This window comes from Sulfitobacter sp. HGT1 (assembly GCF_013282155.1).
Taxonomy (GTDB): domain Bacteria; phylum Pseudomonadota; class Alphaproteobacteria; order Rhodobacterales; family Rhodobacteraceae; genus Sulfitobacter.
Genome location: NZ_BLWI01000012.1, coordinates 303,345 through 329,392 on the forward strand (window position 1 = coordinate 303,345; position 26,048 = coordinate 329,392).

The 26,048-nt window shown below is 58.3% G+C and carries 23 protein-coding genes and 1 tRNA gene; 5 read left to right on the plus strand and 19 right to left on the minus strand.

The annotated features are described in order from the left end of the window. The first annotated feature begins 271 nt into the window (after positions 1-271). The gene (locus HGT1_RS14990) at positions 272-1,939 is read left to right on the plus strand and encodes an ABC transporter substrate-binding protein (protein ID WP_176250751.1); all 1,668 of its coding nucleotides are present in this window, start codon (positions 272-274) and stop codon (positions 1,937-1,939) included. 67 nt (positions 1,940-2,006) lie between these two features. On the opposite strand, the gene HGT1_RS14995 is transcribed toward HGT1_RS14990, so the two are convergent. The 15 genes from HGT1_RS14995 to hemE all read right to left on the minus strand — a co-directional run bounded on the left by HGT1_RS14995 (position 2,007) and on the right by hemE (position 18,439). After that, complete coding sequence (locus HGT1_RS14995; RefSeq protein ID WP_176250752.1) at positions 2,007-3,050, minus strand: 3-hydroxyacyl-CoA dehydrogenase family protein; 1,044 nt, start codon at positions 3,048-3,050, stop codon at positions 2,007-2,009. Beyond that, positions 3,047-3,937: a helix-turn-helix transcriptional regulator gene (locus HGT1_RS15000; RefSeq protein WP_176250753.1), complete on the minus strand. Its 891-nt coding sequence runs from the start codon at positions 3,935-3,937 to the stop codon at positions 3,047-3,049. The genes HGT1_RS14995 and HGT1_RS15000 overlap by 4 nt, the downstream gene beginning before the upstream one ends. Before the next feature lie 77 nt (positions 3,938-4,014). Beyond that, complete coding sequence (locus HGT1_RS15005) at positions 4,015-4,440, minus strand: thioesterase family protein (protein ID WP_176250754.1); 426 nt, start codon at positions 4,438-4,440, stop codon at positions 4,015-4,017. Next, the gene (gene boxA / locus HGT1_RS15010; RefSeq protein WP_176250755.1) at positions 4,441-5,613 is read right to left on the minus strand and encodes a benzoyl-CoA 2,3-epoxidase subunit BoxA; all 1,173 of its coding nucleotides are present in this window, start codon (positions 5,611-5,613) and stop codon (positions 4,441-4,443) included. A gap of 94 nt (positions 5,614-5,707) precedes the next feature. Further along, entirely contained in the window at positions 5,708-7,159 is a 1,452-nt protein-coding gene (gene boxB / locus HGT1_RS15015; protein ID WP_176250756.1) for a benzoyl-CoA 2,3-epoxidase subunit BoxB, read from the minus strand. A 70-nt stretch (positions 7,160-7,229) separates the two neighbouring features. Further along, positions 7,230-8,888 carry a 2,3-epoxybenzoyl-CoA dihydrolase gene (gene boxC / locus HGT1_RS15020; protein WP_176250757.1) on the minus strand — a complete coding sequence of 553 codons (1,659 nt, stop codon included), beginning with the start codon at positions 8,886-8,888 and terminating at the stop codon, positions 7,230-7,232. 145 nt (positions 8,889-9,033) lie between these two features. Beyond that, positions 9,034-9,462 carry a DUF309 domain-containing protein gene (locus HGT1_RS15025; RefSeq protein WP_176250758.1) on the minus strand — a complete coding sequence of 143 codons (429 nt, stop codon included), beginning with the start codon at positions 9,460-9,462 and terminating at the stop codon, positions 9,034-9,036. Then, positions 9,463-10,287, minus strand: a complete 825-nt coding sequence (locus HGT1_RS15030) for an alpha/beta fold hydrolase (protein WP_176250759.1) — start codon at positions 10,285-10,287, stop codon at positions 9,463-9,465. It lies immediately after the preceding gene. Next, positions 10,287-11,831, minus strand: coding sequence for a benzoate-CoA ligase family protein (locus tag HGT1_RS15035; RefSeq protein ID WP_176250760.1), 1,545 nt, complete (start codon positions 11,829-11,831; stop codon positions 10,287-10,289). The genes HGT1_RS15030 and HGT1_RS15035 overlap by 1 nt, the downstream gene beginning before the upstream one ends. A gap of 86 nt (positions 11,832-11,917) precedes the next feature. Then, a complete protein-coding gene (locus HGT1_RS15040; RefSeq protein WP_176250761.1) occupies positions 11,918-13,732 on the minus strand; it encodes a feruloyl-CoA synthase in 1,815 nt (604 codons plus the stop codon). An 81-nt stretch (positions 13,733-13,813) separates the two neighbouring features. After that, positions 13,814-15,133: a TRAP transporter large permease gene (locus HGT1_RS15045; protein ID WP_176250762.1), complete on the minus strand. Its 1,320-nt coding sequence runs from the start codon at positions 15,131-15,133 to the stop codon at positions 13,814-13,816. A gap of 1 nt (position 15,134) precedes the next feature. Then, entirely contained in the window at positions 15,135-15,716 is a 582-nt protein-coding gene (locus HGT1_RS15050; protein ID WP_176250763.1) for a TRAP transporter small permease, read from the minus strand. 85 nt (positions 15,717-15,801) lie between these two features. Continuing rightward, positions 15,802-16,836 carry a TRAP transporter substrate-binding protein gene (locus tag HGT1_RS15055; RefSeq protein ID WP_176250764.1) on the minus strand — a complete coding sequence of 345 codons (1,035 nt, stop codon included), beginning with the start codon at positions 16,834-16,836 and terminating at the stop codon, positions 15,802-15,804. Positions 16,837-17,250: 414 nt separating this feature from the next. Continuing rightward, positions 17,251-17,327: transfer RNA gene (locus HGT1_RS15060), tRNA-Met, on the minus strand. 62 nt (positions 17,328-17,389) lie between these two features. Continuing rightward, on the minus strand, positions 17,390-18,439 hold the full coding sequence (gene hemE, locus HGT1_RS15065) for a uroporphyrinogen decarboxylase (RefSeq protein ID WP_176250765.1): 1,050 nt from the start codon (positions 18,437-18,439) through the stop codon (positions 17,390-17,392). 109 nt (positions 18,440-18,548) lie between these two features. Here hemE and hemC point away from each other — a divergent pair, with 109 nt between their 5' ends. Beyond that, entirely contained in the window at positions 18,549-19,502 is a 954-nt protein-coding gene (gene hemC / locus HGT1_RS15070) for a hydroxymethylbilane synthase (protein WP_176250766.1), read from the plus strand. A gap of 102 nt (positions 19,503-19,604) precedes the next feature. Then, the gene (locus HGT1_RS15075; protein WP_176250767.1) at positions 19,605-20,171 is read left to right on the plus strand and encodes a fasciclin domain-containing protein; all 567 of its coding nucleotides are present in this window, start codon (positions 19,605-19,607) and stop codon (positions 20,169-20,171) included. A 140-nt stretch (positions 20,172-20,311) separates the two neighbouring features. On the opposite strand, the gene hemF is transcribed toward HGT1_RS15075, so the two are convergent. From hemF to clpS, 4 genes are read right to left on the minus strand one after another with little or no spacing between them, the layout of a single operon-like run. Then, positions 20,312-21,205: an oxygen-dependent coproporphyrinogen oxidase gene (hemF, locus tag HGT1_RS15080; protein ID WP_176250768.1), complete on the minus strand. Its 894-nt coding sequence runs from the start codon at positions 21,203-21,205 to the stop codon at positions 20,312-20,314. 56 nt (positions 21,206-21,261) lie between these two features. After that, on the minus strand, positions 21,262-22,062 hold the full coding sequence (locus tag HGT1_RS15085) for an SDR family NAD(P)-dependent oxidoreductase (RefSeq protein ID WP_176250769.1): 801 nt from the start codon (positions 22,060-22,062) through the stop codon (positions 21,262-21,264). Between the two features lie 31 nt (positions 22,063-22,093). Then, on the minus strand, positions 22,094-23,086 hold the full coding sequence (locus HGT1_RS15090; protein WP_176250770.1) for a class I SAM-dependent methyltransferase: 993 nt from the start codon (positions 23,084-23,086) through the stop codon (positions 22,094-22,096). Positions 23,087-23,089: 3 nt separating this feature from the next. Next, complete coding sequence (gene clpS, locus HGT1_RS15095) at positions 23,090-23,431, minus strand: ATP-dependent Clp protease adapter ClpS (RefSeq protein WP_176250771.1); 342 nt, start codon at positions 23,429-23,431, stop codon at positions 23,090-23,092. 89 nt (positions 23,432-23,520) lie between these two features. Here clpS and HGT1_RS15100 point away from each other — a divergent pair, with 89 nt between their 5' ends. Together HGT1_RS15100 and HGT1_RS15105 are read left to right on the plus strand one after the other, a co-directional pair. Beyond that, complete coding sequence (locus HGT1_RS15100) at positions 23,521-24,213, plus strand: HAD family hydrolase (protein WP_176250772.1); 693 nt, start codon at positions 23,521-23,523, stop codon at positions 24,211-24,213. A 250-nt stretch (positions 24,214-24,463) separates the two neighbouring features. Next, positions 24,464-25,963: a D-alanyl-D-alanine carboxypeptidase family protein gene (locus HGT1_RS15105; RefSeq protein WP_176250773.1), complete on the plus strand. Its 1,500-nt coding sequence runs from the start codon at positions 24,464-24,466 to the stop codon at positions 25,961-25,963. Positions 25,964-26,048: the final 85 nt, after the last annotated feature.

Below are 26,048 nucleotides of genomic sequence, written 5' to 3' on the forward strand. Positions count from 1 at the left end.
GTGCTGATTTCGGGTCATCCACGCCCGCTTTCCGTAACGTCAACCGAAATTACCACGGCCTCTCCCCCTATTTCCAAAGGTTCGCCCGGTTTTGGGCCCGCTCCAGCCTTGACGCATGGAACCTCAAAGTTGACACTCGACCGGCCAAGCTTAGTTTCTATCAAGCAACGAGCGCAGATCAACTGCATCACCATCCTTTGGGCTTCGACCTTTTGGGTATCGAAAGTGGCGAACGGCAAAAGACGTGGCCACATCAACAGAGAGGAAGATCATGAGTTTTTTGACCCGTACTGGTAAACCCCTGCCACAAGCCATTCTGAACTCTGCCGAGGCAGCCAAGACAGACCCGGTAAACCGCCGCGAATTTCTGGCGCTGGCAAGCGCGTTTGGAGCAACCACTGCCACCGCCTATGCGATGATTGGCCTGCCCACACCGGCAAGCGCTGCCGCCCACAAGGAAGGTGGTACCGTGCGGATGCAAATGGAAGTGCGCGCCCTCAAAGACCCCCGCACCTATGACTGGTCCCAGATCGCGAACTTCTCGCGCGGCTGGCTGGAATATCTCGCCATCTGGGAAAACGACGGTACATTCACCCCCGCCCTGCTGGAAAGCTGGGAAATCAACGATGATGCCACTGAATATACACTGCATGTCCGCAAGGGTGTGATGTGGAACAATGGCACCGCCTTTACGTCTGCCGACGTTGTGCGCAACATCGAAGGATGGTGTGACAAATCCGTCGAAGGCAACTCGATGGCCGGCCGGTTTGCGACACTGGTAGACGAGGCCACAGGCAAAGCGATCGAAGGTGCGATCGTTGCGGTGGACGATCACACGGTCAAGCTGATGCTGCCACGTCCCGACATCACCTTGATCCCGGGTATGGCCGACTATCCTGCCGCAATCGTCCCCGAAGGGTTCGACGCGGAAACGATGCTGGATAATCCGGTTGGCACAGGTGCCTACCTGCCTGAATCCCTCGAGGTCGGGGTCAAAAGTGTCTTGGTCAAGAACGCCGACCACACATGGTGGGGCACCGAAGTCTATGGCGGCCCCTACATCGACCGGTTGGAATACGTCGATTACGGCACAGACCCTTCCGCCTTTGTTGCGGCGGCCGAGGCCGACGAGATCGACGCGACCTATTCGATCGAGGGTGAATTCATCGACGTGTTCAGCACGCTGGACGGCTGGAACGAAAACGAAATCGCCACGGCTGCGACCATCGTCGTGCGTCCCAACCAGCTGGCCGAAGTTGACGGCAAAATGCCTTATGCCGACAAACGTGTGCGTCAGGCGATTGCGATGGCCGTTGATAACGCTGTCCTGCTCGAACTTGGCTATGCCGGGCGCGGTCTGGTTGCGGAAAACCACCATGTCGGCCCCATGCACCCTGAATACGCAGAACTTCCTCCGCGCAAGGTCGATCCTGCCGCCGCCAAGGCGTTGATGGACGAGGCAGGCATGGCCGATTTCGAACACGAGCTGTTTTCGATCGACGATGCGTGGCGCAAGGACACCACCGATGCGGTTGCCGCACAGCTGCGCGATGCAGGGATCAAGGTAAAGCGGACGATCTTGCCCGGTTCCACCTTCTGGAACGACTGGACGAAATACCCGTTCTCCTCGACCAACTGGAATGCGCGGCCCTTGGGTGTGCAAATCTGGGCGCTGGCCTATCGTTCGGGTGAAGCATGGAATGAATTCGGTTGGTCCAACCCCGAATTCGACGCCTTGCTGACCAAAGCTTTGTCCGTGGCCGACGTCGAAGAACGCCGCAAGCTGATGGCCGAAGGCGAAGCGATGATCCAGAGCGAAGGCGTGACGATCCAGCCGTATTGGCGTTCGCTGTACAACCACACCAAAGACGGTCTGGTTGGCGCAGGTCACCACATCGGGTTTGAATACCACCCGGCACGTATGGCGTGGACCATGTAAACCGACCGACATAATTTTGGGAAAGGGGCCGCGATTTCGTGGCCCTTTTTTGGTGTCGGGCTTCCTGTCAGGCCGCGAAAATCCGGGGCAGACAAGGGGACGCGCCCCATAGGCCTATGTCGATACGCTCCAGCGCCTTTAGCCTTTGCACAAGCGCGGTGTATCCAATCGCGCGCGCGCGCGCCGTGATCTGCGGCAGGCCCAGTTTGTAAAACGCCAACTGGTCCAGTTCTTCCAGCGACACGCCTTCCTGTAGCAATGAACTTGCCGCATTGATAACGCCGAGTATCAGCGCCCCGGCGGCGTCTTGAGGGGAAATATCAAGCTCCGCGATCCGGGCAAAGCGGGCTTCCTCGACGATCATGTCTTCCATCAGCGGGTCGATTACGGCCCCGCCCCCGCCCGGGTAGCGATACCACCCCACGCCGATCGACCGCCCCAAGCGGCCCTCGCGGACCATGCGGTCGGCCACCAACAGATCGGTGCCTGCCATCCTGCGACGGGCAAAGGCGACTTCAAGGCCGATATGATCCTGCGCCTTTAAAAGCCCCTCGGTAAAGCCCGCGTCCTCCAACGCTTCGTCCAGCTCCCACGGGGTTACCCCGACAAGCAACAGCCGATCCACCAAAGCAAGTGCGGCGTCCTGCAACACCGTTCCGGCGAAGGCATGCCCGGTGCTTTGCAGGACTGGAACACCCAGCAGCTTGGCAAAGGCAACAGCTTCGGCTTGCCGGTCGGCAGAGGCGCTTCCCAAATCGATTTCGACCAGTCGCGGGTCAAATAGGTCCATCGCAACGCTACGGGTTTGATCTGGAACGGCAGCCAATTCATGGGGCCCGTCAAGCACCACAACCAACGCCCCCTTTGGCGCTTTGGATGCATCAACCGACCGGCACAAAAACACGCTGCATGCCGGGCCCACGATGGTGGCTACGGGAACTGTCGCGTCAGCAAGCCGCCGGCCCAAAATCTCGCGCACACGGGTCGCATCGTCGGGGTCTTGTTCAACCACCGTTGTCTTGACCCCCGCCTTGCACAACGCCTGAATCAAATCCGCGCTGGCGCTGCCAAGGCCGTACAAAACCACATGGCTTTCAGACGATGCCGTCACCCGTCGTGCACGTCCAGAAAATGGCGCTTTTCGATGATACGCAGCAGGTCTTTCAACGAGGTTTTGACCGGACGGTTGGATGTATTGATCTGCGCATCCGCGCGCTCGTACAGCGGGGTGCGCGTGTCCAACAGGTTCTTGAGCTGGGTCATCGCGATCGGGTTGCCCTCCATCGGGCGCACATCCCCCTGGGCACGCACCCGCTGCATATATTCCGCAGGGCTGGTGTGGACCCAGATGGTATGAAACCGCTGCAAAAGCCGGGCATAGGTCGCGCTTTCGGCGACGATCCCGCCTGCGACCGCAAGAATCATCCGGTCATGCTTGGCACCCACGCGGTCCAGCGCCTCGGCTTCCAGCTCGCGATATCCTTCCTGCCCGTACAGCGCCATCACTTCGGCGATGGGCATGTCGGACGCGGATTCGATTTCCTTGTTCAACTCGACGAACGGCAGGCCAAGCGCCTCGCCTGCCTGCTTTCCAAGCGTTGATTTTCCAGCGCCACGCAGACCGATCAGACAAATCCGCCCTGCCCGCAAGGCGGCGGGGCTTTGGGTCGACAGCAGCGCACGGACCTGTTGCTGCACATCGGCGCTGGCTTTGCTGAACAATTGCGCGACCCGCTCGACGTCACGATCAAGCGGAACAGTCTCGGCCAGCAATGTCTCGACCTTGAGGTCCAGCGCCGCTGCAACCCGCTGCAACAGAATGACGGATATATTGCCTTCGCCCGCCTCAAGCTGGGCAAGATAGCGCGGCGACACGCCTGACATCTCGGACAGAACGCGCCTTGGCAATCCTCTGGATTTACGCGCATCACGCACCCGCGCCGCAAGCCGCTGAATTAATGCGTCACCGGGGTTTGCCGGAAGAACCGTGTCGGACATAGGCATCCCTTAATGAACAATAATGCAAGATTAGACCGTCAACCCAACGGATCAACCAAAATCTGCAAAAAAGTGCATCAGGCGTCGCGGATCAACGGCTCAACCACTTTGCGAATACGGTCGGGGGCGGGCATGCTTTTAAACACATCTGCTTGGGTGAACACGCAGGTGAAACTGCCCGTGAAACACAGCACCTCGTTTTGATAGGCTTTCATCCCGAAGGTGATCGACTTTTCGCCCAGCCGCGTCGGATAGGTCTCGCACATCAAACGGTGGCGCGGGGTGACGGGGCTGCGGAAATCCATCGACAGGTTCACGAAGGGCGTGCCCATGTTGCGGTCGATTTCCATCTGGAACCAACCTTCACCGTCGAAATGTTCCTCCCACCACGCATTGATGGCATCCAGCGCGAACCACGGCAAACGCGCGGTATAGGCGATTTGCGCAGGGTCGCAATCGCCCCAGGTTACGCGGATTTCATGCACAAAGGGGGTATCGGTCATTCAGTAGGTTTCCACATGGTAGCGGCCGTCTTCACGCATGGCATCGCGCAATGCGGTCCATTGCTGCCCCATGCTTTCGGCGATTGAAGTCATCGCCTTTTCAACACCTTCTTCCATGCCCCGCAACCCGCAGATATAGATATAGGTCCGGTCATCCGCCAAAAGTTCGGCCACGGCATCCTGTTCGGAAATGATGCGATCCTGAACGTATTCCTTGTCCTTGCCAGCCTCGCGGCTGAACACCAGATGCTGCTTCATCAAGCTTTCGGGCACCTTCTTGAGCGGGCCGAAATAGGGCAGGCTTTTGGGCGTGCGCGCGCCAAAGAACATGGTCATGCCGCCTGTCGCGCCGCTGCGTTGACGCTGCATGGTAAAGGCACGCATGGGCGCAGACCCGGTGCCGGTACAGATCAACAACAGATGCGCTTGCGGATCGCTGGGCATCAGGAAGGTCGCACCAAAGGGGCCTGTCACCTCGACCTCGGCACCGGTTTCAAGGTCGCACAGGAAATTCGACGCAAGCCCCTTGGCCTCGCGTTTCACGGTCAGTGAAATGTTGTGATAGCCGGGGCGTTCGCCGTCACGCGGGCTGGATATGGAATATAGCCGTGGCAGATGCGCCTTGCCCTCGGCATCGGTGCCGGGGGGAATGATGCCGACGGATTGCCCTTCGAGCACCGGAAACGGCAACGCACCGGGATCAAGGATGATGTGGCGCACGTCATGGTCCGGATCGTCGGTCAGACGATAATTGCCCTGCACCTTCATCTTGGCGGGCTTGCCAAGGTTGTACATGTTCACGGCAGGCTTGCTGGCGGTTGCGGGGGCCTTGGCCTTGCCGCCAGCCCCTTTATGCGCCTCGGCCAGCAGCGCCGCAATGGGGTCAGCCTCGTCGCCCGACGGGGTCGCGACCTGAATGTCTTCCTGATCGGGCAGCTCGTCCATCTCGTACTGCTGTTCCAGAGAATAGGGCACATCAACCACGCGCCATTCATCAATCGACCCCGTGGGGCAGACCGGAATGCAATCCATGCAGAAATTGCAGGTATCGAAATTGACCACGACATTGTTGTCGTCATGTTCGATGGCCCCCACGGGACATGTCATCTCGCAGGTATAGCACCGGATGCAAATTTCGGGATCAATGAGGTGCTGTTTGACGGGCTGGTTCATGGCGACGGCTCCTGCGGCTTTATGTGCGGATGGGCGGACCAAAGCCCACCCACCTGTGTTGTCTTCGTAGGGTGGGTGTACCCCACCGCGCCCTTTAGGCCATGTGCAACTTTACATACTCAAAGTCGCCGGGCTTGTTGTCGATCCCGACCTTGGGTGGCGCAATCCAGCTGGCGTATTTGCCCTGCTCGTAGCACGGTACCATCAACGACTGGATAAAGTCGCCATCCGCCTTGGTCGGCAGCCACTCGTCCTTGCGCTTGTGCCATTCGTCAGACGACATGATGTTGCCATCGGGGTCAACAGCCACGGCGCTGAACACGCCGATCTGACGGTGGAACCCTTCGTGCGGCATCTTGAATTCGAAATCAACGCCGGCCTTGGCGATCTGCTTGTTCCAGCGGCCAACACCACCGGCGGCATCACGCACATAGTCGTCACGCAGACGCATGTTGATCGCGGTCAGCGCAGGCACGTCTTCGGTGATGATCTTGCCATCCTTGACCGAGGTCACCGAATAGGTGTCGTTTTGCAGCTTGTGATCGTCGTCGATCCGCTGCTCCATATAGCGACCCTTGATCCCGTAGTTGAAGGCGTTCGCTGCGTTGGTGGACACCTCTTGGCCGAACAGGTCCAGCGACAAGGTATAGTGCAGGTTCAGCTTTTTCTGGATCGTGGGTAGGTCAATGACGCCCAGATCGCGGATCTTGTTGATGTCATAGGGGTCGGTGATGCCCGCCTTGTTCATCGCCTCGAGCGTTGCCTGAATGGTGCGGCCCACACCGGTTTCACCGACAAACATGTGGTGTGCTTCTTCGGTCAGCATGAAACGGCAGGTGCGGGACAACGGATCGAAACCGGACTGCGCCAGAGATTCCAGCTGCATCTTGCCGTCGCGGTCGGTGAAATAGGTAAACATGAAGAAGGACAACCAATCCGGCGTCTCTTCGTTAAAGGCACCCAACATGCGGGGGCTGTCTTCGGACCCCGAGGACCGGACCAGCAGATCATTCGCTTCTTCGCGGCCATCGCGACCGAAATACTTTTGCAGCAGATAGACCATCGCCCACAGGTGGCGGCCTTCCTCGACGTTGACCTGAAACAGGTTGCGCATGTCATAAAGCGACGGCGCGGTCAGACCAAGGAAGCGTTGCTGCTCAACAGACCCCGGCTCGGTATCGCCCTGAATGACGATCAAGCGCTTGAGCATGTTGCGGTATTCGCCCGGCACTTCCTGCCATGCGGGTTCGCCGTAATGTTCACCCATCGGGATCTTGCGATCTTCGACGGCGGGGGCCAGCAGAACACCCCAACGGTATTCGGGCATCTTCACATAGTCGAATTTCGCCCAGCCTTTGGGGTCTACCGACACGGCTGTGCGCAGATACACCATCGATTCCTGAAAGTTCTGCGGGATCAGGTCGTTCCACCAGTTGATGTATCCGGGGTGCCATTTCTCAAGGGCCTTCAGCACCTTCTTGTCCTGGCTCAGGTTCACGTTATTGGGGATCTGGGTGTCGTAGCTTACGTTGATCAGGTCGAGCATTCGTTTTCTCCTCGGTGGGGCAAAATCTTTCAAAGATTTTGGGACGGATTTTTTGAAAAATCCGGGCCCGTTACACACGTTCCATATTATATTCGCCACGCACGCCTGTGCCGTAGCGTTGCAGCGCACCATTTGGCCCTACCGCGTTCGGGCGCTGGAAAATCCAGTTCTGCCAAGCGGTCAGGCGGCCGAAAATGCGGGTCTCCATCGTTTCAGGGCCGGCAAAGCGCAGGTTCGCTTCCATTCCCGTCATTGCATCGGGGCTAAAGCTGGCGCGCTCTTCCATGAACAGGCGCACCTCGTCCTCCCAATCGATGTCGTCATAGACATAAGTGACCAAACCGGCCTCGTCGGCGGACTCGGCCTCAAGTGGTTCACCTTTCAGCGCTTCCAGCTTGGCGATGTCTTCGGGCGTACCCAGGAAACGTGTTTCAAGACGGGTCAGGTCATTGCCCATTTTATAGGTGCCAAAGTTGCCGTCGGTCAGGGTCACTGTCGCCAAGGGGCGGTTATCGCCGTCAAACTCCTCAAGCATCATATAGCTGCGATCGACTGACCAGAGCAGTTCGGCCAGAGGCCCGGCAAAGCACGATCCGTGTTCGACAATCGCGACCAAGCTGCGCGACGTCATGTCGACACGTTTCAGCAGGCGCTTCCAGTATTGCAGGATTTCATTGGCCAGCCAGTGGTCCTTGTTGGCCAGCAACAGCGCCTCATGCGCGACCAGCAGTTCAGGGTCGCCTTGGGTCTGGAATTCGATCAGGCCCAGTTCTTTTTCATTGTTGCGCAGGTGCAGGATGGCATCGTCCAGCTCTCGGGCGCAGCGCAAAATCCATGCATTCGCACCTTGTGCTGCCAGCGCATCCATATCCGCAGGGGCTGCCGCATCTGGGCCTTTGATCGTCACCGTCGCACGTTTCGCATCGCGGTTCAGAACGACTTCGACAGTGGAATAGCTGATGCCATCTGCCGCGAATGTCCGCGTGATCGGTGTCAGTTCAATCCCCTGCGCCACATCGGCCTTTGTGGACTTTGCAGCCATTTCCTTGGCCCGCTCGACCACGGTTTCGTTGAACTTGGAATTCGGGATAACTTCATCCACCAGACGCCAATCCTTGGCGCGCTTGCCCTTGATGCCTTCCTCGATCGAGCAGAACACATCGGCACGGTCACGGCGCACCATGCGTTTATCTGTGACGCGGGTCAGACCGCCTGTGCCCGGCAGAACCGCCAACAAAGGTACCTCGGGCAGGGACACCGACGATGTGCTGTCATCGGTCAGCATGATATAGTTGCACGCCAGCGCCAGTTCATAACCACCACCCGCGCAAGCCCCTTTGACAGCGCAGATGTAGTTCTGGCCACTGTCGGCAAGCGCTGCCTCGAATGTGTTGCGGGTCTCGTTGGTGAACTTACAAAAGTTAACCTTGTGGCTATGCGCGGCACCGCCCAACATCCGGATGTTTGCACCGGCGCAAAACACTTTGTCCTTGGCCGACTGCATGACCACGACTTTGACTTCGGGGTGTTCGAACCGCATCCGCTGCACGATATCGGCCAGCTCGATATCAACGCCCAGATCGTAGGAATTCAGCTTCAGCTCATAGCCTTCGAACAGCCCGCCTTTTTCATCGACATCCATGTAAAGATTCGCGATCGGACCGTCATATTCGATCTTCCAATGGCGGTATTTCGAGGGGTCGGTTTGGAAATCAATAATCTTGGTCAAGTGCAGTCTCCCTAAGCGGGCCCCACCCGATACATCGCATATCAGGCCCGGCCAATTTCTAGATCAATCCCAATTATGGCATCATATTGCCACAAAAATCTGCAAACTGGTCGATATCTCCACAGTTTTATGCATCATATCGCATCTAAATCATTTTGCGTGTCTCAGCCATCCAGCTTGCCACATCCCTGACCTCAATCCCCAGAATCGTCTTGGCCCCTGCGCATTGCGCCAGCAGATCATCGACAATGCCGCACAACCTTTGCGTTGCATTCGGTCGGTCCATCCGCAACTTCAGCCGCGCGTTGGCCAGTTGAATGACCGCCTGTGTCATGGCTCTTTCGGGCGACGGATCGCCTGTGCGCATCCAGACGGCCTCAAGCACCTCGTGACATTCCCAGAAATACCCGGCGTGGAAATAATAGAGCCCGGCCTTCCACGCCTCCGTCTGGTCCAGCGTGTCCACCGAAACACCGCTGGACACGCTGGCCTTTATCACATCGAACCAATCGTCCGGATGCCGCGCGGTTTGACCCGGCACATAGGCGTGCGAGGGGACCACGGCGCGAAACATCTAGGCGATCTGCACGACTTCACGCTCGATCCGGTCAAGGCGGGCGCAGAATTCGCGGATTGCATCCAGTGTCGCATGTGGTTGATCCAGATGCGGAGCATGGCCGCAGTTGTCCAAAATCGATGTCTCGACGGGTGAGTAAATCCGCGTTTCGATCTCGTTGATCTGGGCAAGTGTGCCATAGGGGTCATCGCGCCCCTGAATGGCCAGAACCGGAATGCGCAGATGGTCAATGCTGTCGCCGACATTCCACGCCTCGAACTTGGGGTCGGTCCACGCGCCATGCCACCCGTTGAATGCGACATCGACATTTGTGTGATATTTGGCCAGCTTTTCCTTTAGCCCGTCACTGGCATAGGCATCGCCCGCCGCCTTGATCGCGGCCAAACCCATCGGTTCGGTAAAGTAATGCGGGGCCATCAGGATCAGCGACCGAACACGCATGTCAGACACCGAACCGCCATAGATCGTGGCGATTGTTGCGCCGTCGGAATGACCCAACAGAACCGCGTGTTCGATCCCTGCGGCGTCCAGCACGTCGCCAACCGAATGCAGGGCCTCTTGGGTCATATAATCCAACGGGCGTGGCAGATCGACGGGATCGGACGCGCCATAGCCGGCCCTTGAATAGGCCAGCACGCCAAACCCCGTGGCATCAACCAAAGCCTGCGGGAAATCACGCCACAGCGCCACACTGCCCAAGCCTTCGTGCAGCAAAACCAATGTTGGTGCGTCAGCGGGCTTGGGGCCCCATGCCGCATATTCCAGTGATTTTCCGCCCGCCGTCAGATGCAAGCCCGCCTCGTTTGACCAAGTCACACCCATCACTTCTCCTCCCGCAGTTTGAACCGCTGAATTTTGCCCGTCGCCGTTTTGGGCAGGTCTTGCACCACCTCGATCCAGCGCGGATATTTCCATTTACCGATCTTGTCTTTGACGTGATTTTTCAGCTCAAGCAGTAAGGCCTCGTCCGCCTCGCCGTCTTTCAACACCACGAATGCCTTGGGTTTTTCCAGACCATCGGCGTCTTCGACGGCCACCACGGCGGCCTCAAGGATACGCGGATGACTGACCAGCGCACCCTCCACTTCGAAGGGTGACAGCCAGATGCCGGACACCTTGAACATGTCGTCCGTGCGCCCGCAATAGGTCAGCCTGCCGTCTTCGCCCAACTCGTATTTGTCGCCCGTGCGGGTCCAGACACCTTCGAATGTGCTGCGGGATTTTTCGCGCTGGTTCCAATATGAATTGGCAGACGAGGCCCCGTTGACCAGCAATTCGCCGACCCCACCGGGCAGCACTTCCTCGCCCGTTTCATCCACCAGACGCAGCGCATATCCCGGCACCGCAACACCCGAGGTGCCATAGACCAGATCATCCTTCCTGTTGCTCAGAAAGATGTGCAGCATTTCGGTCGATCCAACGCCGTCAAGGATGCTGGTGCCGACATGTTTTTCCCACCGCAGGCCGACCTCTTCGGGCAACGCTTCGCCAGCCGAGATACAGGTGCGCAACGGTGCCGTCAGGCCACCTGATTTATCCATATGCGCAACCATCGCCGCATAAAGCGTTGGCACACCGCAAAACACCGTCGGATTTTCAGCGTTCAACAAGGCGACCACACCATCCGGTGTCGGACGCCCCGCCAGCAACAGGGCCGTGGCACCGACCGACAGCGGGAAGGTCATCGCGTTGCCCAGCCCGTAGGCGAAAAAGAGCTTGGCGACCGAAAAAACCACATCATCTTCGGCAATCTCGAGCACCTGTTTGCCGTAAGTGTCCGATGTCGCGCGCAAGGCCGAATGCACATGCGCCACGCCTTTCGGCTGCCCCGTAGACCCCGAGGAGTAGAGCCAGAATGCCACCTCGTCGGGACTGACAGCCATGGTTTCGCGGGCCTCAGCCCCTGCCTTGAAATCCTCAAAACTGGTTGTGCCGGCAGGGGCATCCCCGATCACGACCACATGACGCAGATAGGGGTTGCCCGCGACCGCGCCCTTGGCGACATCCCACAGTTCAGCCGAGACAAATAGAATAGCAGCGCGAGAATCGCGCAGGATCGTGTCATAGACCGACGTCGCCAGCAGCGTGTTCAACGGCACCGGAATAACGCCACCTTTTATCGCGCCCCAAAAGATTTGCGGAAATTCGATCTGATCCAGCACCAGCATCGCGGCGCGTTCTTCGGGGCGGATATCAGCGCGTGCCAAGGCACCAGCAATCTGCCCCGCACCCACAGCCATATCGCCGTAGGTCAGCGCCCTGCCGCTGCCAATTTCGCGAAAGGCAATCTTGTCCCCGCGCCCTTCTTCGGGGTGGCGGTCGACAAAATAGGTAACAGCATTCGCATGCGCGGTGACGACGGTCATCTTAGTCCTCCCAAACGTAGATGCTTTATTGTGCACTTATGACAAAATGTCGCAAGCAAACCTGCGACATTGGGCATTTTATTGCATCAAACCGCCGATATCCGCGCGGGATCAGCCCTGTCATAGATACGGTTAACCAGATCGGCGCGGCGCATCAGGATTTTCGGGAAATTCAGGTTGCCTTTGGCGGTCACTTCGCCGTCGCCCATGGACGGAATATCGGCCATAATCACGGCCCCCGTCACCCGCGCCGCGCTGCCGGTTGTCTTTGCCGCCAGCTCTTTCATCACGGCACCGATCTTGTCCATCAGCGGCGCGCAAACCAGTGCCCCGCCATCGTCGGACACATCCCAGCCTTGCGCGGCAATCGTCGCGCGGTTGGGGATCAGCAACATGCCCACTTCCTCGCGGCCCTGCCCCGTCAGCACCAGATCAGACACATAAGGGGCCAAGGCGGCCAGCAGATCCAGCCGCAACTGCGCCGCGCGCACCCAGGTGCCGGTCATCAGTTTGAAGTCTTCGGACATGCGCCCGTCAAACATCAGCCCCCGCGCAGGGTCGGTCGGATCAATCAACCGCATCGCGTCGCCGGTGACAAAGAACCCTTCTTCGTCAAATGCCTCGGCTGTTTTTGCGGGGTTGTCGTGGTAGCCCTTGGTGATTGTCGGCCCCGCCACGCGCACATCGCAGCGCCCGTCGGCATCGGGGATCAGTTTCACCTTCACACCGGGCAACGGCACGCCCACGATACCAGCGCCTTTTGCGGGTTCATGCTGCAAAAGCGCGGCAGGCGCGGTTTCGGTCAACCCCCAAGACGAATTGATCAGCGGCAACTTCCCGCGGGTTTCCATGGCAAGCCGTTCCAGTTCGGCCCATGTCGCCTGCGGTAGGGACGCACCGGCGTAAAAAATCATATCCAGCTCGGCGAAATAGCGGTCGCGCAATTGTTTGTCGTCGTTCAGCGCGCTGACAAGCTGGGCAAATCCAACCGGCACGTTGAAGCTGATCGTGCCGGAAATCTCGCGCAGATTGGCAAGGGTCTTGTCAAACATCCCCGGCGCGGGCTTGCCCTCGTCGATATACAGGCTGCCACCGTTTGCCAGCATCAGGTTAAAGTTATGCGACCCGCCAAACACGTGGTTCCACGGCAGCCAGTCCACCAGTTGCGGGGGCCGTGCCGTCACAAAAGGCAAGGCCTGCGCCAGTTGCGCCTGGTTCGTGGTCATCATCTTTTGGCTGGTCAAAACCCCCTTTGGGTCCGACGTGGACCCCGAGGTCATCAGGATTTTCGCCAAGGTGTCCGGTGTGATCTTGGCAAAGGCCGCATCCACATCCGCGTCGCTTGGGGTCAGCAGGCTGGTGAAATCAGTCGCCCCCGTGGCACCGGGCAAGGACGACAGCTTTTCAGCACTGCTCAGGCTCTCCAGCCCGAAGGCACCTGCGTATTGGGTGGCATCAGAGGCATAGACCATGCCGGGCTTTACCAGCTTGGCCACATAATCCAGACGCGGCAGGGCGGCGGGGATCAACGAATATTGCTCGGCCACGGGGACGGTCGGCACGCCGACATATTGCGCCGCCAGCGACAGCAGCCCGTGATCAATGCTGTTGCCCGACACAATCAGAATGGGCTTTTCCGGCCCCAGATCGCGCGACAACAGATGCCCCGCAATGCTGCGCACCATTTCAAGCGCCTGAGAATAGCTGACCGTGCGCCAGCCACTGCCCGACCGCTCTGCCAGGAACACCCTGTCGGGGGCCGATGCCGCCCATTCATGCAACCAGTCGCCTGTGCAGCGGGCAACGGGGCCCAGATCGTAACCTGACTCCAACAAAATGGACCCGTCAGGCCGATCGGTTCGAATGACCTTATGCGGTATAAGATTGGAACTATTGGTCATGAATCCTCCTTGGCCGCGCCGGACAAGGCGGACCTGATAAACGTTAGCGCCCCGCGCCGAAGCGCGGGGAAAGGGCCAGATCTAGCCGGGTAACAGGAACAATGTGATCGCGGGGAACATCACCAGAATGATCACGCGCACGATGTCGGACCCGACGAAATACATCACCGCCTTGTAGGTTTCGGTCATCGGGGTTTCGCGGTCCATCGAGTTGATGATGAACAGGTTCATCCCCACCGGCGGCGTGATAAGCCCCACCTCGACCACAATCAGCACCAGAATACCGAACCAGATCGCCAGATGTTCTGTGCTCATCCCGAAATCCATCGCCGAGATGACGGGAAAGAAGATCGGAACCGTCAGCAGGATCATCGACAAGCTGTCCATCAGGCAGCCGAAGATCAGGTAGAACACCAGAATGATCGTCAGCACGAACCACGGGCTATAGCCCTGATTGACAACCCAGTCGGCCATGAACTGCGGCACACCCGAAAGCGCAAGGAACCCGTTATAGAACCCCGCCCCCAGCACGATAAAGAAGATCATGCCGGTGGTTTTCGCCGTGCCCAGCAGGCTTTCGCGCAGCACCGACCAGTTCAGGCTGCCCGCCAGCAACGCCGCCAGACCCGTACCCGCCGCACCGATGGCAGAGCCTTCGGTCGGGGTGAACCACCCCAGATAGATACCACCGACAACGATGAAAAAGATCACCAGAACCGGCCATGTGTTTGCCAAGGCCTTGAACCGCTCTGCCATCGGCACCGCAGGGCGCGTACCGGCAGAGTTCGGGTTCAGCCGCACATAGATGGAGATCGTGACGATATAGCCAAGGGCCGCCAGAATACCGGGGATGAACGCCGCCAGGAAAAGCTTGGCAATGTTCTGTTCGGTCAGGATCGCGTAAATCACCAGGATCACCGATGGCGGGATCAAGATGCCCAAGGTGCCGCCCGCTGCCAGTGTCGCGGTGGAAAACCCACCCGAATACCCATAGCGGCGCAGTTCCGGCAGGGCGACCTTGGACATGGTTGCCGCTGTCGCCAGCGAACTGCCACAGATGGCACCAAAGCCCGCACAGGCCCCCACAGCGGCCATCGCAACGCCGCCGCGACGATGCCCAAGGAAGCTTTCTGCCGCTTTGAACAAGGCGGTGGACATGCCGGACAGGGTCGCGAATTGCCCCATCAGCAGGAACATCGGAATGATCGACAAGGAATAGCTCGAGAATGTCGTGTATGTCTCTGATTTCAGCTTGGCCAACAGCGGGGTCGGATTACCGCCCATCGCGAAAAACCAGCCGCCAAAGCCGCACAGCAGCATGGCAAGGCCGATCGGCGCGCGCAAAAAGATCATCAACAACAGCACAGGGAAGGACCAAAAGCCCATTTCTAGATTGGTCACGTCAGTGTGCCCCTTGTTCGCTAGGAAGAAAATTTTCGTCTCTGAGAGCTTCGATCACCCGGATCACAGCACAATAGACCGCCACGATGCACGAGATAATCCCGGCAACAAAGCTGGCGGCATAGGCCCACCAGACAGGGAATTGCAGAAACAACGTCGTCTCGCCATTGCCGATGTAGCGTTGCATCCCCTCGAACAGGCGCCAGATGATCAGGATGATCACCACGGCCATAACGACTTCCCAAAAGGCCGCAATCCAACGGTTCACCTTGCGTGACAGGAACGAGGTGAAAACATCCACGCTCGCATGGGATCCGTTAAACTGGCAAATCGGCAGGAACGAGAAGATCGCAAAGGCGATGCCGGCCTCGAGCAGTTCGTAATTGCCGTTGATTTCGCCGACGCCCAGATCAAGCAAGGCTTGCGACAGACCACTGAGTTGGGTTTGAAAGAATTCATTGTGCAGCACTTTGTTGATTGCGCGCCCAATGATCGAAAACGTTGTCATCAGGATCAACGCCGTCAGAACGATCCCCCCGATAACAGCGGTAAACCGGGCAAGAAACTGGATCAGCCGATGCATGTGACATCTCTTATGTTTGGAAATCTTTAAGGCGAAAGACCTGCGGCGTTTGTCGCGCCACAGGTCTGTTTTTATCGTCGGCAGCTTATTTGCCGTAAGCGTCCATCAGTGACTTGGCCTCGTCGATCAGCGCCTGGCCGTCGATGCCTTTGCTGTTCATGTCGGCAACCCAGCTGTCATAGATCGGCTGCGCTGTTTCGCGCCAAACCTGGGTTTCCTCATCGGACAAGGTCACGATGTTGTTGCCCAGATCAACGGCGATCTGACGCGCGGGGCCATCGGCATCCGCTTGCGTACCACCAGCAAAGACCGAGAATTCCAGCCCCGAATTGTCATCAACGACTTTTTTCAGATCGTCTGGCAGGCTGTCATACTTGTCTTTGTTCATCGCCAGCACGAATGTCAGCGTGTACAAGGCAGACCCCGCGAATTCGGTGTGGTTCTTGACCAGCTCTGGCACTTTCAGGGCTGTGGTGACTTCCCACGGGATGGTTGTCCCGTCGATCACACCTTTGGACAGGCCTTCGGGAATCGCCGGAACGGGCATACCAACAGGCGTTGCACCGGTGGTTTCCAAAAGCTGGTTCACCAGACGCGAACCGCCACGGATCTTCATGCCCTGCATATCGGCAGGTGTACGCACTTCCTTGTTGGTGTGCAGCAAGCCGGGGCCGTGAACCCATGTGCCCAAGATGTGCACGTCTTTGAATTCGGTGTCTTTCATGTGCTTTTCAAACATCTGCCAATAAGCAGAGCTGGCAGCGCGCGCGTCGCCCACCATGAAGGGCAGTTCAAACACTTCGGTCGACGGATAACGGCCCGGTGTATACCCGACAACGGTCCATACGATATCGGCCACGCCATCAATCGCCTGGTCCATCAACTCCGGTGGCTTACCGCCAAGCTGCATGGAGGGGTAACGCTCGATCTTGATGCGGTCGCCGCTGTCTGCCTGAACCTTGTCGGCCCACACGTCCAGAACCTGCTTTGGCACATTGGCTTGTGGCGGCAGGAACTGGTGCAGGCGCAAAGTGACGTCTTGCGCGAAAGCACCTGTTGCGCTCATCCCGACGGCAAGCGCGGCTGCTGCGACACCCATCATAGTTCTTCTCATCATCATTTGATCTCTCCCGTTATTGTTGGTCGTTACGGTTCCCGCTCGACGGCGGGCTTTCCGATTGGATCGCATTAGTTGGGGGAAAAAGATCAGATGCACAACCATCGCACATAAGCACTGTACGAGAATCCATCAGCTCAACCTCCCCTGAACAGCATGTCCCTGAATTGGATCAGGTGACCTAGCGTTTCTTTCGCAATATTGTTAGGCCATCTAACAATCTTTGTCATTATCTTTTCGATGCTACTTTTTGCGCTCTGCGTCTCCAACGTTTCTTGAAAAGTGCAATTCTGCACTTTCATGCAAATTAACTGCCGGGATTTTGTAACCGTCAAACGAAATGACGCAAAAATGCAGAATAATTCACATATTTTGCGGTGACACAGTCACAAAGGCAAATCTGAGCGGAGGGGGTGATGGTGGCGTTACCTGGATTTGAACCAGGGACCTAACGATTATGAGTCGTTCGCTCTAACCAACTGAGCTATAACGCCATCGGCGCTTCGAATATGACGGGCCTTGGCCCCCGTCAAGGGCCAAAACCAATCTAATGTCATCAACCTGCTTCGCGAACCGTATCAATCATCAACTGAACGTTGTCCGGATCGGCGTCCGGCGTGATGCCATGACCTAGATTAAAGATATGCGGGCCCTTGGAAAACGCCTTCACAATCGCCCGTGTCTCGTCGATCAGATCCTGCCCGCCGGTGACCATATGGCGTGACGCAAGGTTACCCTGCACACAGCCGTCAACCTGCACATTCGCAGCAGCCCATTCAGCAGAGACGGAGTTATCCAAGGCCACACAATCCACACCGGTGGCTTTGTGGAAACCGATGTACTGGTCGCCCGCCTCGCGCGGGAAACCGATGATCGGAATACCGGGGTGACGTTTCTTCAGCTCCTGCGTGATCTCGCGGGCTGGCTCCAACGCATATTTCTGGAAGGCCTCGCCCGACAGCGACCCCGCCCAGCTGTCGAAAATCTTCATGACTTCGGCACCGGCCTCGATCTGGGCCGACATATATTCGATCGTCGCCTTGGTGATCAGGTTCAGCAGCGATTCGAACAACGGGTTGTCATTGATCCGCAACTGATGCGCCGGCCCTTGGTCCTTGGTGCCCTGCCCCGCGATCATATAGGTCGCCACAGTCCATGGCGCGCCCGCAAAGCCGATCAACGTGGTTTCCGGCGGCAAGGCCCCCGCAAGGTTGCGCACGGTCTGATAGATGGGGTTCAGCGTCTCGTGAATCACATCGACAGGTTTCAGCTTGTCGAAATCGGCCTGGGTTGTAACCGTCGACAACCGCGGCCCTTCGCCCGTGACAAACCACAGATCAGCGCCCAAGGCTTGGGGCACCAGCAAAATATCGGCAAACAGGATCGCCGCATCAAATCCGTACCGCCGGATCGGTTGCAAGGTCACCTCGGTCGCAAGGTCGGGATTATAGCACAGCGACAGGAAATCCCCTGCCTGGGCGCGCGTGGCTTTGTACTCGGGCAAATAGCGGCCCGCCTGACGCATCATCCAGATCGGTGGTGTCGGCAGCGTTTCACCCGCCAAGGCGCGCAAAATGGTTTTGGTTGGGGCTGTTGTCTGCGCCATGTGTCGGCTCCTCAGGAAAACTTTTGCCTTTGGTCAAGATGTGAGGGCTGGAAGTCAAGGCGCGGGTGCCCCATTGTCGCACAAAATTGACTTGCCCAAAGAGAACTTCATGACCTTGACCCTGCCCACCCCTCAGAACCCCCTGCGCATCGGCACCCGTGGCTCCCCTCTTGCGATGGCTCAAGCGGTCGAAACCCGCGCGCGCCTGTCCACCGCCTTCGACCTGCCGCTGACCGCGTTCGAGATTGTGGTGATCAAGGTCACCGGCGACCTTATTCAGGATCGCCCCCTCAAGGAAATCGGCGGCAAGGGCCTGTTCACCCGCGAGATCGAAGAAGACCTGCTGGCCGGCAAGATCGACATCGCCGTCCATTCGATGAAAGACATGCCGACGATCCAGCCCGGCGGCCTGCTGCTGGATACGTTCCTGCCGCGCGAAGACCCGCGCGACGCCTTTGTCGCCCCGCTGCTCTCTGCGCTGGATCAACTGGCCGACGGCGCGGTCGTCGGCACCTCAAGCCTGCGCCGCCGGGCGCAATTGCTGCACAAACGCCCAGATTTGCGGGTCGTCGAATTCCGCGGCAACGTTCAAACCCGTCTGCGCAAGCTGGCTGACGGTGTGGCCGAATGCACCTTCCTTGCCATGGCGGGCCTGAACCGTCTGGGCATGGAAAACGTCCCCGCCACCCCGATCGACGACACCGACATGCTGCCCGCCGTCGCCCAGGGGGCCATCGGCATCGAACGCCGCGCAGGTGACGTGGACACCCAAGCCTTGCTTGCCGCGATCCATGACGCGCCCACAGGCCAGCGCCTGATCGCCGAACGCGCCTTCCTGCTGACGCTTGACGGGTCTTGCGAAACGCCTATCGCCGGGCTGGCCACGCTCGACGGTGACACACTGTACCTGCGCGGCGAGGTGCTGCGCCCCGATGGCTCCGAAGTGATCGCAGGCAGCCGCAGCGGCCCCATATCCGACGGCGGGCAAATGGGCGTCGATCTGGCCCAGGAACTGCTGTCCCAGGCAGGCCCACATTTCTTTGACTGGCATGGGCCAAAATAATTTTTCAAAATATTATCAATCTCCTGAAACTCTCTGTCTGCCCTGCCCGTGAATAGGACATGACCGATCAACGGTCGGCACATAGAAACTCAGGAGCATACCATGACTTTCACGAAAAAAATGATGACCGCCACAGCAGCTTTGGCCCTCACCGCCGGCGCTGCATTCGCAGATGCACATGCCATGAACCCGATGGTCGGCGGCGCAGAAATGTCCGTTGAAAAAAACATCGTTGAAAACGCTGTTAACTCCGCAGACCACACCACATTGGTCGCAGCGGTCCAGGCTGCCGGCTTGGTCGAAACTCTGTCCGGCGAAGGCCCGTTCACCGTGTTCGCCCCAACCAACGCCGCCTTTGACCGCCTTGAAGCAGGCACAGTCGAAATGCTGCTCAAGCCGGAAAACAAAGACACCCTGGCAAAAATTCTGACCTGCCACGTGGTCGGCAAAGCCGTGATGGCCGAAGCCCTGCAAGGCATGATCAATGATGACGGCGGCGAACACCCCGTTCCGACACTGGGCGGCTGCGTATTGCAAGCCTCCTATGCCGACGACAAAATGAAACTGGTCGATGAAAACGGCAACGCTGCCTTCGTCACAATCGCGGATGTAAAACAATCCAACGGCGTGATCCATGTCATCGACGGCGTGATGCTGCCCAAACAATAAAGCGCAACGGCTCTATTAAACGTCCAAGGGCCTCCCCGTTACACAAACGCGGGAGGCCCTTTCTACATCTTCCAAATGGTCAAAAATCCCGGGGGAGTCCGCAAGGACGGGGGCTGGCCCCCATCGACCCTAGCGGCAGGTCACACCCATTTCGCCAAAGGCGGCAGGCTCATCAACACGGCATTGGCATCATGCCCCGTCTCAAGCCCGAATTTCGTCCCGCGGTCATAGACCAGATTATATTCCGCATAGAGCCCGCGATGCACAAGCTGCGCATCCTTGTCAGCCTCGGTCCAATCCTGCACGCGCCGCTTTTCCACCAAGGGCAGATAGGCGGGCAGGAAGGCGCGGCCGATGTCCTGGGTCAGCTTGAAATCCGCGCCCCAATCGCCCGTGCAATGATCATCCATAAAGATACCGCCCACACCCCGGGCGCGGTTGCGGTGCGGGATATAGAAATATTCATCCGCCCATGCCTTCAGCTTGGGGTACAGCTCCGCGCCATGCGGATCCAGATGCACCCTTTGCTGCTCATGAAAATGCGCAGTGTCTTCGGCATATTCGATGCAAGGGTTCAAATCCGATCCGCCCCCGAACCACCACGCATGGGGCGTCCAGAACATGCGGGTGTTCATGTGAACCGCAGGCGCATGGGGGTTTTGCATATGCGCGACCAGACTGATGCCGGATGCCCAGAACCGCGGGTCGTCCTTCATCCCCGGAATGCCCTTGCGCGCCGCCATCGCATTCTGCGCGCGTTCGCCCAAAGTGCCATAGACCGTCGATATATTGACCCCGACCTTTTCGAACACGCGGCCGCCCCGCATGACGCTCATCAACCCGCCGCCAGCATCCGACCCGTCTTCACTGCTGCGGGTCGTCTGGGTGACCTCGAACCTGCCGGGGGCCGCATCGGCCAAAGGCCCAGCATCATGGCTGTTTTCCAGCCCTTCAAACGCATCCACAATCTGGTTGCGCAATTCGTGAAACCAGGCCGCCGCGCGTGATTTCTCTGTGTCGAAACTGTCTGTCATATCTCGTACCTTATCTGTGCTCACGCTGCGCAATGCCTGCGAAAGGGAACGAACCGCTAATGCGCAGGCGCATCCGCCGCATCCAGAAGCGAACGGCCCCCGTCCACCACGATCACTCCGCCCGTCATAAAGCTCGAGCTGTCCGCCGCCAGATATTGAATGGTGTCGGTCAGTTCTGACGGCGATGCAATGCGACCTAGTGGCGTATGGCTGCGGATATCATCGCGCCATTCACGGTTTTCTGCCACCGATGCCTTTAGTGATCCGCTCATCACCGACCCGAAAGCCACGGCATTCACGCGGATACGGTGCGGGGCCAATGCCAACGCCATCGACCGTGTCATCTGTTCAAGCGCGGCGGCGGCCATTGAATAGGCCATCAATTCCGGCCGCGTGTGCCGCGACGCGATCGAGCTGAGGTTGATAATGCTGCCCACCGGGCCATCCGGGCGGTCTTCGGATTGCTTGATCATCCGTTTCGACACTTGCTGCGTCAGTTGCAGCGCGGTCATCACGTTTTCCTGCCACAGCGTTTCAACGCTGGTGTCCTCGCCGTTCAACGCCTCGGTCGGCAAGAACTGCCGCGATGCGTTGACCAGCACATCCACCTCGTCAAAGGCGTCGATTGTCGCTGAAACCAGATTGGCAATGGTCAGGCGCTGGCGCAGATCGCCGGCAAAGAAACGGATGTTGCCCTCGTCCTTTGCATCGCCCAGCTCTTCGGCCAACGCCTTTTCATCGGTGTCGGCGCACATCACATTGGCACCCTTGTCAGCAAACTGCCGCGCAATAGCGAGGCCAATCCCGTTTGCCGCGCCTGTCACGATGACGTTTTTGCCTTTTATCGAAAATGACATGAAACTCGTTCCTTATGACGCCAACCGGCGCTTAGCGACGTTTACGCAAAGGGCGCGCGGCGTGAAACAGCTTGAACCGCGCATCCCCGCCGATTTCCTCGACATGGGCAAAGCGGGTTTTCAGCTCGGCCTCATAGGGCAGGTGACGGTTCGCGACCATCCACAGCTTGCCCTGACCTGACAGCATACGCGCTGCGGCTGCAACAAATGCCTGCCCGATCTGGGGTTCGGCGGCGCGTCCGGTGTGAAACGGCGGGTTCATCACAACAGCGTCCAGCTGGTGTGGCGGCTTCCAGGTGGTCGCGTCTTCCCACAGGAATTCGGCGCGGTCGTCACTGACATTCCGGCGGGCGCATTCCAACGCCATATGTCCGGCTTCGACCACGTACAGCTTTTTGATGCTTTCGCGGGTCAGCAGATGGGCAGAAAGAAAACCCCAGCCAGCCCCCAGATCGGCGACCTCGGCCCCCAGTTTTTCCGGTAGTGCATCCACCAAAAGCGCCGAAGCCAGATCGACGCCATCCGCTGAGAAAACACCCGGCGCGGTCCAGAACCCGCCCTCGGTCATTTCGGGCCCTTGCTTCCAATCCACAAAAAAATCGGCGGCGGGCTCGCTGATCCAGAACATCTTGCCGTGGGCCTTCGAGATCGGACCCTGGATCGTGACGCGGGCGCGCATCTCGCGCAGGATACTGTCAGCACCGTCGGTCTTTTGACCGTCAACAACGACAATACCGTCGCACGCCTCGCAGGCGTCAGCGATCATCTTGCGCGCTTCGGCCTTGGCGCGGGGCAGACAGACGATACAGGCCGCATAACGGCCCGCGATGCTGTGCACCACATCATAGCCACGAGCGACCCATGCGTCGTAATCGGGTTTAAAATCCTGGATAATCTGAACGCGATCTTTGGCCAAACCGGGCAGATCGCTGTCTCGGGGCGGCTGGAAGACGGCAATCGTCCCCTCGGCCGGTAAATCAAGGCCGCCGCCGTCAAGCGCCAGCTCCAAACGTGCATCAATCAAGCGCTACTCTTCTTTTTCCATGGTGCATTGCAGCGGATGCTGATGCCGCCGGGCGAAATCCATGACCTGGGCCACTTTGGTTTCCGCGATTTCGTGGCTGAATACGCCAACAACAGCCAACCCTTTTTTATGAACCGTTAGCATGATCTCGAAGGCTTGGGCATGGTTCAGGCCAAAGAAACGTTCAAGAACGTGCACAACAAATTCCATCGGCGTGAAATCGTCGTTCAGCAGCATCACCTTGTAAAGCGGCGGCCGTTTCGTCTTGGGTTTGACTTTGGTCAACAGATCGACGTCTTCGTCGTCGCGATCCTTGCCAGCCATCAATATGTCATCAAGGCGCATTGCTGCTCCTGTTACAAGGGAGGTTCAAGTGAGTCGTGTGTGGGTCTATATAGACTGTAACGGTAATTAGAAAAGAGGGTCTTGAGAAGATGGCCGAACGGGTAACCATGATCGGGTTCGATGCCGACGACACTCTTTGGCACAACGAGCATTATTTTGTCCTGACCCAGGATCATTTCGCCGACCTGCTCCACGACCACACCGACCCATCCACGTTGATGGACCGGCTTCTTGTTGCGGAACGGCGAAACATTCCGCACTACGGCGTTGGCATCAAGGGTTTCACCTTGTCGATGATTGAAACCGCGATCGAGGTCACCAACGGCAAGGTCCCCGCCCCCGTCATCGCCGAAATCCTGAATGCCGGGCGCGAAATGCTGTCCCACCCCGTTGACCTGCTGCCCTACGCCTGGGAAACCCTCGAGGCACTTCAGGGGCGCTATAAACTGGTGCTCATTACCAAGGGCGACTTGCTGGATCAGGAACGCAAACTCGCGCTCTCGGGTTTGCGCGGCATGTTCGACGGGATAGAGATCGTGTCCGACAAAAATCCCGCGACATATACGCGTATTTTCAACCAATACGGTGACGGGGCGACGCGGGGCATGATGGTTGGCAATTCGGTGAAATCCGACGTTGTTCCGATGGTCGATGCCGGCGGATGGGGCGTGCATGTCCCGCATGGTCAAACCTGGGCGCTTGAGCATGCCGAAACACCCGATGATTCTCCGCGCTTTCGCCAAATCGCGGATCTGTCAAAATTGGAACAAGTTTTAGCCTAAAATTTGCGCAGCCCGACCGGCGTAAGATTCGCATTATTTCCGCCCAATTCCTGCCACATTCCCGCCACAATCGCCCCAGTAGTGGTGTCGCGCTGCCCCGCCGCTAAATATGCCTCACACAAAATTCACCTTTTGATGCAATCCTTGTTTCCAAAGGGTTTATCGAAAAAACGACATGTGGTATGCTTACCTTAATAATTAGTGGCCAGTCGAAAAATCGGCGGTCCGAGGCAGAGCAAAGGCAGTTATCATGAGAGCGCGGCGCGTGCAGCCGGCCCGGTATGGGCTATTCATTCTTGCGGCTATTTGGATTCTGGTGGTGCTTCCGCTCAGCGCCATGGCAGCCCCCTATGCCGCCTATGTCATCGATGCACGGACGGGCGAGGTTCTACACGCTCGCAACGCCGACACCCGACTGCACCCTGCCTCGCTGACAAAAATGATGACACTTTACATCGCTTTCGACGCCATCAAACGCGGTGAAATTTCGCTCGATACACAAGTTAAGATCAGCCAGCACGCTGCATCGGAACCGCCCAGCAAACTTGGCATGCGGCCGGGGCAAACCATCGCCCTGCGCTATCTGATCCGCGGCGCTGCGGTAAAATCGGCCAACGACGCCGCCACCGCCATCGGCGAAGCGATTTCCGGATCAGAGGCGAAATTCGCCCGCCGGATGAACCGCACCGCCAAAGCGCTTGGCATGACCAATACCACTTTCAAGAACGCCCACGGCCTGACTGAATCGGGGCATATGTCGACCGCCCGCGACATGACCACCATGGGCCGTCATCTGCTTTATGACTTCCCCGAATATTATAACCTGTTTTCCCGCATCACCGCAGATGCCGGTGTGCGCAAGGTCAGCCACACCAACCGCCGTTTTCTGGCCTCCTACAAAGGTGCCGACGGGATCAAAACCGGATATACACGCGCCGCGGGCTTTAACCTGACCGCCTCGGCAGAACGTGGAAGCGAACGGGTGATCGTGACTGTTTTCGGCGGCACCTCGACCACAGCGCGCAATGCCAAGGTCGCGGAACTGATGGATATGGGCTTCCGCCGCGCCCCGTCGAAAGCGCCGCTGATCAAGCCCACGAAACCTGTCTTTGCCGATGTCGAAGACACACCTGTCGCCCATAATTCCGCCAGCACACCGGGCGGCGCAGGCAAGACCATCCGTCTGGTTGGCGCAGTCACCACATCAAAACGCCCACATTTGCGCCCAACCACCGAAAGTGCCGTGGTCGTGGCCACCGCCCAAGCCCCAGAGGCGACATCACCCCTGCTTGCCCAAGACATCAACGCCGCGATCAAACAAGCGGTTGCCACCGCGCCTGTACAAACGGCAGAGGTCGTTCAATCAGCAGAAGTCGTGCAAACTGCAAGCCTCGCGACGGTATCGCCCCGACCCGCATCGCGGCCCAAAGGCCTGATTGCATCGATCAATCCCGCCAAAACCTTGAAAAGACCGCAACAACAAGAAGTGGTTAGCCGCGTTTCCACATCGGGCGGGCGTCACTGGGGGGTCAACGTCGGTCGTTTCCCAAGCCGCTATGCCGCCGAAACAGTCTTGGTGAAAACCGCCCTTTCCGAGATTTCCACGCTTGATGGCACCTTGCGCAAGGTCGTCCAGCGGCCCCAAGGCTTTGATGCGAATTTTCTGGGCATGACACGCGAAACTGCTGACCTTGCCTGCCGCAGACTGGCCGCCCGAAACGTCAGCTGCTTTATGATCGGGCCCGGCTGAACCGCCTTCTCGCGCGCCGCCACAAACGGCGCGCATACCCCCTGATAATCAAGCCTAACACCCTGTTTCCAGACGTTTTCAAGGC